General features: G+C 41.3%; 11 protein-coding genes. 2 read left to right on the top strand and 9 right to left on the bottom strand.

Going from position 1 to position 12,090, the window contains the following annotated elements; all coding sequences use genetic code 11:
- Window positions 1-147: 147 nt before the first annotated feature.
- The 6 genes from yiaA to megL all read right to left on the bottom strand — a co-directional run bounded on the left by yiaA (window position 148) and on the right by megL (window position 6,592).
- Window positions 148-600 carry an inner membrane protein YiaA gene (yiaA, locus tag HMPREF3091_RS13440; RefSeq protein WP_070716381.1) on the bottom strand — a complete coding sequence of 151 codons (453 nt, stop codon included), beginning with the start codon at window positions 598-600 and terminating at the stop codon, window positions 148-150.
- A gap of 258 nt (window positions 601-858) precedes the next feature.
- Window positions 859-1,041 (bottom strand): ElyC/SanA/YdcF family protein, encoded by a 183-nt coding sequence (locus HMPREF3091_RS13435; protein ID WP_070716379.1) that lies wholly within the window; start codon window positions 1,039-1,041, stop codon window positions 859-861.
- A gap of 54 nt (window positions 1,042-1,095) precedes the next feature.
- Window positions 1,096-1,731, bottom strand: a complete 636-nt coding sequence (locus tag HMPREF3091_RS22240; protein WP_246839992.1) for a DUF1190 domain-containing protein — start codon at window positions 1,729-1,731, stop codon at window positions 1,096-1,098.
- 544 nt (window positions 1,732-2,275) lie between these two features.
- On the bottom strand, window positions 2,276-3,808 hold the full coding sequence (locus HMPREF3091_RS13425) for a sigma 54-interacting transcriptional regulator (protein WP_246839991.1): 1,533 nt from the start codon (window positions 3,806-3,808) through the stop codon (window positions 2,276-2,278).
- A gap of 137 nt (window positions 3,809-3,945) precedes the next feature.
- Window positions 3,946-5,229, bottom strand: coding sequence for an amino acid permease (locus HMPREF3091_RS13420; RefSeq protein WP_070716376.1), 1,284 nt, complete (start codon window positions 5,227-5,229; stop codon window positions 3,946-3,948).
- Between the two features lie 169 nt (window positions 5,230-5,398).
- On the bottom strand, window positions 5,399-6,592 hold the full coding sequence (gene megL / locus HMPREF3091_RS13415; RefSeq protein WP_070716374.1) for a methionine gamma-lyase: 1,194 nt from the start codon (window positions 6,590-6,592) through the stop codon (window positions 5,399-5,401).
- A gap of 609 nt (window positions 6,593-7,201) precedes the next feature.
- Between megL and HMPREF3091_RS13410 the strand changes: the two genes are divergently transcribed.
- Window positions 7,202-9,454, top strand: coding sequence for a TonB-dependent siderophore receptor (locus tag HMPREF3091_RS13410; RefSeq protein ID WP_371328688.1), 2,253 nt, complete (start codon window positions 7,202-7,204; stop codon window positions 9,452-9,454).
- A 45-nt stretch (window positions 9,455-9,499) separates the two neighbouring features.
- Here the strand turns inward: HMPREF3091_RS13410 and HMPREF3091_RS13405 are convergent, their stop codons facing one another.
- A complete protein-coding gene (locus tag HMPREF3091_RS13405; protein WP_070716369.1) occupies window positions 9,500-10,426 on the bottom strand; it encodes an alpha/beta hydrolase in 927 nt (308 codons plus the stop codon).
- Between the two features lie 422 nt (window positions 10,427-10,848).
- On the opposite strand from HMPREF3091_RS13405, the gene HMPREF3091_RS13400 reads away from it, so the two are divergent.
- Complete coding sequence (locus HMPREF3091_RS13400) at window positions 10,849-11,046, top strand: hypothetical protein (RefSeq protein ID WP_004096344.1); 198 nt, start codon at window positions 10,849-10,851, stop codon at window positions 11,044-11,046.
- A gap of 98 nt (window positions 11,047-11,144) precedes the next feature.
- On the opposite strand, the gene HMPREF3091_RS13395 is transcribed toward HMPREF3091_RS13400, so the two are convergent.
- A complete protein-coding gene (locus HMPREF3091_RS13395) occupies window positions 11,145-11,351 on the bottom strand; it encodes a hypothetical protein (protein WP_004096345.1) in 207 nt (68 codons plus the stop codon).
- Window positions 11,352-11,401: 50 nt separating this feature from the next.
- Window positions 11,402-11,977, bottom strand: a complete 576-nt coding sequence (locus tag HMPREF3091_RS13390) for a TetR/AcrR family transcriptional regulator (protein ID WP_070716367.1) — start codon at window positions 11,975-11,977, stop codon at window positions 11,402-11,404.
- Between the last annotated feature and the right edge of the window lie 113 nt (window positions 11,978-12,090).

Raw genomic sequence — 12,090 nt, 5'->3', positions numbered from 1 at the left:
TATTTAATAAAGAGATGGCTCTATTGAATAATAGGTATTTTACCTAACTTGGTTTGTAGTCATAATACAACTCCAATTATTTTAGTTATAAAGGTAAATAAGTGGATGCACAAAAGGTGTGCAGGCTTTACCTACACACCCTCTGAATTAATTTTCTTCTGTTTCGTAAACATCAGTCTTTTTAGTTAAAACATGATCCTCCATCGTTGTCTGACTGTCTCTGACATTTTTCTGTACAGAGATTGCGCCAAACAAACTAAGGAAGAATGCAATAGCATAAAATCCTTTCTCACTCGGTAGTAGGGTGGCATTCCATAACCCTACTGCAAGTAAGATAACGGCGATAAAAAATGAGGCTATGCAAGATATATAATAAATGTGGCTGGTGGGGATATTTTCTATACGATCCCTGACCGTTTTTTGCAATGATACCGAGGAAAAAAGAGCCAGTAGGATTACAGCAAAATAATACCCTTTTTCATTTAATTGCATATCTGAACGCCATAAACCAATAATATAAACAACCACCCCGCCAACCAATGCCAGCCATGACATAGCTGCAAATGCAGGTGATGTGTTATTTTGAGAATTTAATTTCATAGATAATCTATAACCCTTATAGTCTTTTATTCTGGGATTATTCCCCATTTGTTGATAAATCTCACCGTCAAATGATGGTGAGGCTGAACAGCGATCCTGAATTGACTCTCCGAGAACAATTTTTGGGCCACTTAAATGTGTTTGGCAGTGGAGTAATATGACATCCAGTACCGCACTACCTCTAGCTACATATTCTCGCAACGATCTGAGCAGACGTTTTTTTGCTTAGGGGCGTCCGCAGCGTTAAAGCCCACAGCGTCAATGCCATAATTTTTGACCAGATATAGCACGCTGATGTTGAAATGCTTGAGAGATAATAGTCAGCTTGGTTTTCCCAAAGACATCTTTAGCTCGAACAACAGAATCAAGTGTTGTAAATCCAGCATAGCCACAGTAAATCACGCTCTGAGGAACGCCTTTCGCCATTAATGTTTTTTGCATTATTATCCCCAAACAGTTTCATCAGCATGAAAATACATATTGGATACTTATTAATTATCCGCCATGTGAATGAAAGGATGAATGTGAATGATGTGGGGATGTGGATGAGCCAAAACCACCTCTTGTTGAGGTCTTTGTCAGCGCGACGCCAGATATTTTAGGGTTGAATTTTTCACCTGAGAGCGAACGAAAATTTTCATTTGTGGTACCTTGTGAATAAAATGCCTTTCCCTGACTCGAATTATGATTGTAGCCAAAATAATTTGGATAAGGATAGTAATGCGCAGAGGGTGTTCCAGTTTGAGCTATATCGCATTCTGTATCAGGATAGTCATTTTCACAGTCGCTTTTATTTTTATAATTTTTACTGTTTTGAATCGCATCATTAATGGACTGTTCTTTAAGTTTGCTACATTGGTCGTAGGAAAAATCACTATTTGAGTAACAATCAACAGCGGAGGTAAAAGGACGCGATAAATATTCTTTTGTTGTTTCAGTACTAGGAGTATCGCATCTGGTTAAAAAAAATCCTACACTAAGAACTCCTGTAAAAATGAAAGAATAATGCCAAAATATCCGCTTTTTGCGGAATCGCTCTTTATGTATGTGCTTAGTTCGTTTCATTTCTGTAATAATTCCATGATAACTATACTGTTTGTAGTGCTGATGTTGTCTCTGCCATGACTCCATCCTTTTTCTTGCAACAGGCAAAGCCTAACAACATACTTAATCATATACATTGGTTCAAATAGTGGTATCGCATATATATGAAAATGTAGAATTTCTACGATTACGGTTAGCATAGTAAATCCGTAAAATAAAACAGACCAGCTAATAGCTAACGAGTTTTTAACATAATGGTTATAAAATTAAGATATAATGAGAACATCAATGTTTTAAAAAGTAACTTTACGCCTTTTTATCAATCTTTGCGTATAGAATCAATAGATGAAATGTATTTTCAGAAAAAACCCGTGGTTAGTGATATGACTTATCTATAAGGAGATATTGTTCAATATCTTTAATTAGCTTTATTTATACCTTTACGCAGAAGGTATCTGGCTGTTCTGCATACTGATAATAATATTATTTTTTTCAATCTAGTCCGGAGGCGTTTGATGTTTTAACACAGAGAAAACTATCGTTGTAGAGGGGGCCTTTTCATTTCGCACGCCTCTACAATGTCTCTTTTATGCTGTTTAGAAATAGCATAATTTTACCGTTTTGAAGTGAGCTATTTCCTTTTGCTCAATAGCAGATGTTCTAAATGATATTGCTTAATTTTATTGAGTACCGTGGTGTGTGACAATCCGATTTGGTTAGCGACCTTCCTAGCAGAGCCCAGTGATACAAGATATTTCCTGATAATCTCTCGTTCTTGAGTTTCAATCATCGCTTTAATGCTGCCATTTTGTATGCTGCTTTCAGGATTTTTATCCTCTGGCAGCGAAATATCGGCACCGGAGATTTCAGGTTTTTCAGCTAATAGCATGGTTCTGAGTAGAATGTTTTTTAGCTCACGTACGTTTCCTGGCCATGAATAGCCCATCAGAACTTCAAGTGCACTCGGCAGCAGTATGAGCTTTTTGTTTAATTCTGCAGCGTATTTTTGGAAAAAATAGCTCACAAGTGGAAGGATATCCTCTTTGCGTTCTCTCAATGGGGGTATGGTAATGGGGAGAATATTGACGCGATAGTAGAGATCCTCGCGAAATAGTTTTTGTTCTATTAAATGCTCTAGGTTTTGGTTAGTGGCTACGATGACTCTTACGTCTACATATTGGGTCTTGAGTCCGCCAACTCGCTTGATCATACCATCTTGCAGCACGCGTAATAATTTACTTTGCAGCGTAAGTGAAAGTTCACCAAACTCATCAAGAAAAATAGTGCCGTGATTGGCACTTTCAAATAAGCCCATCTTCCCGCCTTTAAGTGCGCCACTAAAAGCACCATATTCATAGCCAAATAGCTCGCTTTCGACTAACGATTCAGGGATTGCAGCACAGTTTATCGCTTCAAACGGACACGCTTTGCGCTCGCTAGCATGATGGATGGCTCTGGCAATGAGCTCTTTGCCTGTCCCCGTCTCCCCACGAATAAGAACCGTATATTTGCTTTGGGCTATTTTTTTTGCAGTGGCTAAACAGGTTACCATGCTAGGGCTAGCATAAATGAGCTCATCAAAGTCTGATGGTGTTTTTCCATTTTTATATTTTTGCAAAACTTTTTTATTTTCGGTGTTTTTGCAGGCTGGGTTATTAATGAAAATAGTTGCGCCAGTAATCTTGTTTTCCCGTAAGATAGGGCGAATAGTGCAGCTAAAAAGATCTCCGTTTGTTTTACTTTCAATTTCTTTTGCGTATATTTTTCCACAGCGGAAATCCTTTATCTCATTCCAGCTTACAATAGAGGATATATTTCTGCCGATAATCTCATTTCGTGATAGGTTAAATGTTTTTTCTGCAATGTGGTTGAATTCATTAATAATCCCATAGTTAGAGATAACAATATGACCATAATCAGAAAATGAGAGTTCAGAAGGCTCGCCGTTAGCAGGATATACGCTAAGAATATCATGATTGATCAGCAAGTTGCCGAGGAGATATTGTAATTTGCTTTCTGAAGGAATGTTAAATCGAATAAAAATCTCGCAAGAAGATACGTGTAGGGCATCAATATAAATATCCATATTGCTGAACTCGGTGATGACATCAGCAATCATCGCAGTACGATCAATTGTTTTTATATTCCATCCAACGGTAAGCATGATAACCACCATAGTCAAATGTATGGCATTCATGGTATCAATGTTTTTAACTAGAGCAATTATAGATTGTCCGACAGGTGATTTACCTCCTGCCGGACATCACAGTATTGTGAGAATTTTTCTTGGTTGCAGAGAAACTACTCAAAGACCTTGAGGAAAGGGGAGATCACCAGTAGTAAGCCAAATAAAAACACACACCATGTCTGCACCCCTTTGAATTGGTGCAGTTTTTTAACTCGATAAATGAGGTAGCATGGGATTAGGCATGAGACAATCCCATACAATGGACTGCCGATATGAAAGAAGATAACCACTGAGAAGCCCAGAGAAACCCAGAGGAAAAGCAACAGAACGATGAACACATATACGCCAATACCGAGGGCGGCATGGTTAATCCTGCTTTCTGGGATAAAACGTTGAATAATATTAAGCAGAATACCTTTGACCGCTTCTTGGAAGCCTAAATAGATGCCAAAAAATGCAGTGAGCACTGCAAAGATATTTAGCAAGGTTGTCATAATATGAACGAGCGTGCCAGGAATAACTTTCGCCGCCATAGCGAGAGCAGAAATATTAAGATTAAATGCTTCTACCGCTTGCTCGTGGCTCATTGAAAAGGTAAAAGAAAATGAGAAAAATATAATAATACTTATTAAGATGATATAGGAAATACGATGAACGCGAATTGCTTTATAAGTGGCTAGATGCTTATCTTCTTCTCTTTTCCTGTAAGCAATGTTCATTGGATTGAGTATTTGGACAAATACGGCTGAGAAAAAAGCAAACGGTATGGTTAATAAAACATCGCGTGAGAATACGCCAATGTCAGGAAATGCGGTGATATTCTTTAGATCCCAATGTGGGATCATGACGAGTCCAAGTAAGACGATAATACCCACTTTGACCACGACCATCGGGCCTGATATTTTAAAGAGTAATCGCTCACCTCTAGAGGCAATAAAAACTAAAACCATAAAGACGATTAATTTGTAAACAGCTGAGTCAGATAATAAGTGTTCTGTGACGCCAAAGGTTTTTAGATAGGATGCGCTATCATAAATTACTGAAATAGAATAAATAAACATGCCATGGACAAGCATGACAAAGTAAATTATCCCTAGCGCTATGCCCCAGTTCTTCCCAAGATATTGAGTGATAATGTTAGAGTAGTCCTCGCATATGTCACTCTCAGATAGGGTTTTCATGTACAGATTTTGTAGCATATAGGTGGCTGGGTAGGCGATTAAAAAAGAAACGATGAAAACCCAAATGCCTTTTAGCCCGATCTGCACGGGAACAAGTACCGTACCTGCTCCGATGGCCATGCCAATGCACAACAGTATCCAACCAGCATCATAGGCGGTTAGGGGAATATTATTATATTGCCGCTTTGTTTCACTTATGGAAGCAATAGTGGACATGAGTTACTCCTGTCTGAATAATCAATTAGAGTTAAAATAACAGCCGTTACCTATCTGTTTTATATGCTTGTATACGGCTGTATCCCCTCAAGCTTGCGTTGCTGTTTGGTGCCTACTTTTTAATCGCACTAATGCGGTTTCAGCAGTTGAGGGGATAAATTAATCAAAGCTAAAAAACAGCCTTGTTAAAGGCTTGTTCAAGGTCGGCGATGATATCTTCTGGATCTTCAAGACCTACAGATATTCTTATTAGCCCATCGGTAATACCGGCTTTCATTCTTTCCTCTGGCAACATAGGGGAGTGCGTCATTGAAGCGGGATGCTGAATTAATGTCTCTGTGTCACCAAGGCTGACGGCCAGTAAACACAACTCAACGGAATCCATTACGGTTTGGCCTGCTTCCACTCCACCTTTAATTTCAAAACTGATTACAGCGCCAAAATTCGACATCTGCTTTTTGCCTAGCTCATAGTTTGGATGTTCTGGCAGGCCGGGATAATAAACCTTTGTGACTGCCGGATGCGAGGATAAAAATTTTGCGACCTGCATTGCGTTTTGACAATGGCGTTCCATACGCACGGCTAACGTCTTTAATCCGCGCAAAGTGAGCCAAGCATTGAATGGGCTGATGCAGCCGCCGGTAATGTCTTTGACCCCCACAAATCGAGCCTGATTGATGAACTCTTGGCTGCCGACAATGACCCCGCCAATAACATCACCGTGGCCGTTTATATATTTGGTAACGCTGTGTACCACGATGTCTGCGCCAAATTTAAGTGGATTCTGGCAATAGGGCGACATAAAAGTGTTATCAACGACCAATAATGCATCATTGGCATGGGCTAGTTGAGCGCAGGCGTCAATATCGATAATAGATAATGTGGGGTTGGCAGGGGTTTCAATATAAATAACTTTGGTGTTTGGTTTGATCGCCTGCTTGATATTTTCGCTATCTGACGCGTCGACGAAGGTAACTTCAATGCCAAATTTCGGCATGCTGTGCGATAGCAAAGCATGTGTGCAGCCATAGATAGCTTCAGAGGCGATGATGTGATCGCCTTGCCCACACAAGGTCAACAGCGTGGAAGAAATTGCAGCCATTCCTGATGCAGTCGCGAGTGCCGCTTCTCCCCCCTCCAAAATGGCTATTTTTTCTTCTAGTGCGGTTTGAGTCGGATTTCCAAGACGTGTGTAAATATAACCAGGCTCTTCAAGTGCAAATCTGGCGGCACCCTGTTTGGCATTTTCAAAGACAAACGTAGAGGTTTGGAAAATAGGTGTAGCAAGAGCACCGGTGGTGGCGTCTGGATGTTGTCCTGCGTGGATGATTTTAGTGTTATAGCCTTTATCGTCCAGTTTCATGCTTTGTTTCCTCATTAGTTTATGTATTTCCCCTAATCTAATAAGCAACCTTTGTACCAAAGTGTATTACATTGAAATATATTGATTTTATTTTATTGTTTTTATCTTTTGGCAATATTACAACCGGAAGTGGAAATAATGTTTACAGTAAGAGGTAATGTTATTTTTAATTATAGTAATAATATAAGAATATTAAAAACTTTGTTGTTTGTTTAAATTGTTTTTTATGATGAAATTTAAAATGGAACCAGAAAATATATAACTCCGTTTTTCGTATTAAAGTCAGCGCTCTACCTTTAAGTGTCACAGCTCTAGATAGGAATCATCATTCGAGATGATTTTCTCCAGTAAATCAGCCCTCTTACGTTAAAAATCAGCCGTTAATGCTGGCCTTATATCCATACGGTTTGTAGTGCAAACCGGTGTGTTGATTTCCGTCAAACAAATGCAAATGATACTAACTATCATTTGCATTTGTTTGCGTGAGGCTATATAAAAATGCCGACTTGTTAACAGTCATAAAAAAACAGCCAATGCAGCGATTTTCGTTAGCGAAGGCATTTTTATCTTGTCGCTTTGCTTTGCCGCCGGATTTGAAAGCAGGCGAGTATGCTTATGGGAAAAGAAATGGAAAAATTTCAGTGGACTCGCCTGTGCTTGGCGACGTTGGTCGGGATCAGCGGTGCAGCATCCGCGGTAGATGATGCTTCAATTGAAAAAGATGCTGATGGCGACACCATTTTAGTCACGGCCAAGCAGCAGACTTTACAAGCGCTTGGCGTTTCGGTTATCAATGCCGAGGCCATTAAAGAACGCCCACCTGCACGCGATATTTCGGAACTTATTCGCACCATGCCAGGTGTAAACCTGACCGGTAACTCAACCAGTGGACAGCGGGGCAATAACCGTCAGATCGATATTCGTGGAATGGGGCCTGAAAACACGCTAATTCTGGTTGATGGTTTGCCTGTATCCAGCCGCAATTCGGTTAGATTGGGCTGGCGCGGCGAGCGCGATACGCGAGGTGATACTGGCTGGGTTCCGCCTGAAATGATTGAGCGTATCGAAGTCATTCGTGGCCCTGCGGCCGCACGTTACGGTAATGGCGCTGCGGGCGGTGTGGTCAATATCATAACAAAGCGCCAAATGGAAACGCTGCACGGCACATTGAACGGCTACATGAACTTCCCACAACACAAAGAGGAAGGGGCCACTAAACGCACCGATTTTAGCTTAGCAGGGCCTTTAACTGATAACTTCAGCTTCCGCTTATTTGGTGGCTACAGCAAAACACAAGCCGATGGAAAATATCTAAACCAAGGGCATGAATCTGAACGTACAGGAAGCTATAGCGATACGATCCCAGCAGGGCGTGAAGGAGATATTGATAAAGACATCAATGCAATGCTGCACTGGGATGTTATGGATGGGCAGTCACTAGAGTTTGAAACTGGCTATAGTCGCCAAGGAAATCTCTATGCGGGGGATACCCAAAATACGAATACGAGCAAGCTGGTTAAAGATATGTACGGTAAAGAAACTAACCGCATGTATCGTCAAACTTATGCGCTAACTCATCGTGGACTGTGGGATAACGGTGTATCGGCGATCAACTATGTCCAATATGAAAGAACGCGTAACTCCCGTATGAACGAAGGCTTAGCGGGGGGAACTGAAGGGATTTTCGATTCCAGCAACCGAGGCTTTTCCACGACTCAATTGGATAGTTTGTTGCTACATAGCGATGTCAGTATTCCATTCAATTTAGGCGTTAGCCAAACGGCGACTGTGGGTGCTGAATGGAACGAACAAAAGATGAAAGATCCTTCATCTTTCACTCAGACAACGGCTGGTGGTTCTGTTCCTGGCATTGCTGATACCAATCGTTCTCCCTACACTTCTGCGCAAATAACGTCTTTATTTGCTGAAGACAATATTGAGCTAACCGACAGCACTATGCTCACTCCAGGGTTGCGTTTCGACTACCATAGTATTGTGGGGAATAACTGGAGCCCATCGCTGAATTTATCTCAGGAACTTGGCGATTATTTCACGATGAAGATGGGGATTGCGCGTGCTTATAAAGCACCAAGCCTCTATCAAACGAATCCGAACTACTTACTTTATAGCCGAGGACAAGGCTGCTATGCCAGCGCGGGAGCCTGCTATTTGCAGGGGAACGATGATTTAAAAGCTGAGAACAGCATAAATAAAGAAATCGGTATCGAGTTTCATAACGGCGACTATCTAGCGGGTGTCACTTACTTCCGTAATGATTATCGTAATAAAATTGAGGCGGGATACTCACCGATTGGAAAATCCTCAACCGGTGCAGCAGATATTTATCGTTGGGAAAACGTTCCTAAAGCCGTTGTTGAAGGACTTGAAGGTTCATTAAATATTCCAGTGAGTCAAAATGTGACATGGAATAACAATATGACCTATATGTTCAAAAGCGAAAACAAGAAGACAGGTGATTACCTCTCAATTATTCCTGAATATACGCTTAACTCATCATTACGTTGGCAGGCTCGTGAGGATTGGTCAATGGAAACGACCATGACATGGTATGGCCGTCAGAAGCCGAAAAAATATAATTACAAAGGCGAAAAAGTGACGGGGTCTGAAAATAATGAAGTTAGCCCATACGCCGTCTTTGGTTTGAGCAGCACCTATACGGTTAATAAAAATCTCAGCCTAACCGGGGGTATTGAAAATATATTCGATAAACGCCAGTTCAGAGCAGGGAATGCGCAGACAACAGGGAATGCAGTCACTAATTCCTATATGTATGGTGCGGGTGCTCAGACGTATAATGAGCCGGGAAGAACGTTTTACGTAAGTGTAAATACGTCTTTCTAACTCAATGAATTATGCGCCAAGGTATCGTTACTTTGGCGCATTTTTTTATCGGGCGAAGTGTATTTTCAGAGCATCACTTAGAGCCATACTGCTGACTGAGATATGTGATTGATTAGGATAGCATTGGAAACTAACCTTCTCGCTGAAACCATCTATTTTCTTGAGTGTATCGCTAAGTGTTTTCACGCCGTCAACCATAGCTCTTTGTGCTCTATGTTGTTTGAGTATCGCCTGTTTTTCTTCTGGTAGTTTCTGCTCAAATGGTTGAAGAGTTTGCTCGTCACCACCGACCGATAAACGGATAATTCCTGATGGGCTTACCATTGGCCGTTTATTCACGAGGAATTGCTCGGCCTGTTGCTGTAAATAACGCTGATTCCACCAAACTGAAGGGCTTGATGCGAACCAATTGGTGAAGGACTGTGGGTGCTTGGTAGCCATATCAATAGTAAACAAACCGCCATATGAGTGACCAAATAGTCCCTGACGTTGCTTATCAATAGGAAAACGCTGAGCGATATTCGGCTTCAACTCATCTTCTATAAAGGCGAAAAATAGATCTGATTGCCCTGCTGCGCCGGTAGGGTAGGTTCCTCCCTGTGGATTGTGCTCTTGTGCGATTTTCTGTACATGCGGACGATAATCACGGTCCCGACGGCTTTTACCGTCATATCCAATAGCGACAATAACACCTGGTTCTAACGCACAGCGCGCGCAGCTTTGCTGGGCGAGTAGTGAAGCCGCCTGCGCAAAATAGGTATCGCCATCCAAAATATACATGACCGGCCAGCCCTGCGCCGGTGGCTTTGTTTTTGGGGCATAAACCATGATTTTGTAGTCACCATTCTGTGGCGATTGAAGTGTGAATACTTGTGTATCGGGAATTTGATAGGGAGAGGATGCAGTATCTGCGTTAGCAGCAGAAATGAATGGAAATAGGGCGACAATAATCCCCAATAAATAGCGCAACATCAGTAGTGATCTCCGGTTAGATGCATGGTTGCAGGCCTTATGCGTTGTGTGAATGCAGGCTGGCAGTGGTCTATAGCCCGCAAAAATACGTAATGCATGCAAACTACCATAGCGGTATGGTGGCTTTCAAATGAAAATCATTATCATTAGTTCGGCGGTGATATTCAGCGACTACGGATGTGGATTACAGCAGCAGACTAGTTTTTAAAAATTATGTTCTCACCAAATTTAGCTAACCAATCCTTATTTTAAATAGGAGTTTATAGATAGCTGATTTTTATATTAATACCGCGATAAACTATTCTCTAACGATGTATTTTTCTGGAAGATGCCGGTGATTTGCTTTCAACGTTGAATTACGCAATAGTGAAGTGGTTTGGAGTTGACTCACTCATTGATTAGACAATAAATAAGGATGATTTATGTTAGAGAATTATTTCCCAGACAACGCTTCCAGTGAGCAGAAACAACGCGTGATTGCTGTTAATGCAGCGCTTGAATTAATCAAGGTAACGTTGGCTGATAGCAACGATGGAAATAGCGTTAGCCATCAGCTTCAAGCCGCAGAACGTCATATCGAATCTTTAGCTGACGCAATCCAGAAGGCAGTGAAAATTTAGTCGCCTCGTAGGCGTGAATAAAAAGACTTACATCCTCCAGCATGTTTGGCATGTTGAGCTGAACACACTGGAGGAACACCCCTAAATAAACACAGCGTTTATTTTTTATCTGTGCCGTTTTTCATATGAAATGATAGGCGGGATTTAAAATATGCTTTAATATTTTCTTCCATTGCATGAATCTTCTCATCAATACGTTGGCATAAAAATTCATCGCTATTCATTGCTCTAACTCTTTGCAGTGCAATCTCGTCGATCTCTTCTTTTTGTGTTTCGGTCAGTCCGAAGTCGTTTTGCTGTGTCATTGTTAGTGTGTCCTTATGGTGGGATTTAGCACTATTTTAACTGCGCAAAGTTAAACGTCAGCGTTCAGTGCGTGCCATATTGCCTGGAAACCTACCTCTTTGAACGTTTTCGCTTTACTAGGCTCTTTGATGGAGAACTCGATAGTTGTTTCTGCCAGCGAGAAAAAGAGTGCATCGCCAAAAGAGCTAAAGCCTGCATTCTGAAACTTATGACACATGCTTTTTCTCGATATTTCATAAAGCTCAGGAAACAAAATATTGACCTCATCCTGAACCTCTTGGCTAATTTTATCGCTCACAATCAGTAGACGGATCGTCCGGTTCGCGTCTGAATTTTGCGCGCCCCAGTTGATATAGCTATTCCAAATATTTTGCATCTGTTGTTTAGGATCGCTGTCCACCACTAACTCATTCATGATTGCGCAGCATAGCGATTTTTTTAGGTGTAAGTAGAGCGCATTAAACAGGGCATCTTTGGTTGGAAAATAACGAAACAGTGTTCCCTCAGCCACCTCTGCTTTTTTAGCGATGATCGCTGTTGACGCGCTAATCCCTAGCTGCGCAATAGCATGAGTCGCTGCGGTAAGTAACGCCTGTTTTTTCTCTTCGCTCAAAGGTCGAGCCATGCTGAATACCCTCATTGTATGTGATTAGGACCATTTTATTGTTGGTCATCCTTTCCCATTCTCATAGGCATAATCTTATCAAAATGCAGTTGACGTCGTGGTTATTGTTTTTA

The sequence above is a fragment of the Hafnia sp. HMSC23F03 genome (assembly GCF_001816025.1).
GTDB lineage: Bacteria > Pseudomonadota > Gammaproteobacteria > Enterobacterales > Enterobacteriaceae > Hafnia > Hafnia paralvei.
This window is presented reverse-complemented; position numbering and strand designations above follow the sequence as displayed.

Excerpts from the sequence above, each read along its gene's own strand:
- yiaA (WP_070716381.1), bottom strand. The coding sequence starts at position 600 with ATGAAATTAAATTCTCAAAATAACACATCACCTGCATTTGCAGCTATG.
- HMPREF3091_RS13435 (WP_070716379.1), bottom strand. The coding sequence starts at position 1,041 with ATGCAAAAAACATTAATGGCGAAAGGCGTTCCTCAGAGCGTGATTTAC.
- HMPREF3091_RS22240 (WP_246839992.1), bottom strand. The coding sequence starts at position 1,731 with ATGGAGTCATGGCAGAGACAACATCAGCACTACAAACAGTATAGTTAT.
- HMPREF3091_RS13425 (WP_246839991.1), bottom strand. The coding sequence starts at position 3,808 with ATGCTTACCGTTGGATGGAATATAAAAACAATTGATCGTACTGCGATG.
- HMPREF3091_RS13420 (WP_070716376.1), bottom strand. The coding sequence starts at position 5,229 with ATGTCCACTATTGCTTCCATAAGTGAAACAAAGCGGCAATATAATAAT.
- megL (WP_070716374.1), bottom strand. The coding sequence starts at position 6,592 with ATGAAACTGGACGATAAAGGCTATAACACTAAAATCATCCACGCAGGA.
- HMPREF3091_RS13410 (WP_371328688.1), top strand. The coding sequence starts at position 7,202 with ATGCTTATGGGAAAAGAAATGGAAAAATTTCAGTGGACTCGCCTGTGC.
- HMPREF3091_RS13405 (WP_070716369.1), bottom strand. The coding sequence starts at position 10,426 with ATGTTGCGCTATTTATTGGGGATTATTGTCGCCCTATTTCCATTCATT.
- HMPREF3091_RS13400 (WP_004096344.1), top strand. The coding sequence starts at position 10,849 with ATGTTAGAGAATTATTTCCCAGACAACGCTTCCAGTGAGCAGAAACAA.
- HMPREF3091_RS13395 (WP_004096345.1), bottom strand. The coding sequence starts at position 11,351 with ATGACACAGCAAAACGACTTCGGACTGACCGAAACACAAAAAGAAGAG.
- HMPREF3091_RS13390 (WP_070716367.1), bottom strand. The coding sequence starts at position 11,977 with ATGGCTCGACCTTTGAGCGAAGAGAAAAAACAGGCGTTACTTACCGCA.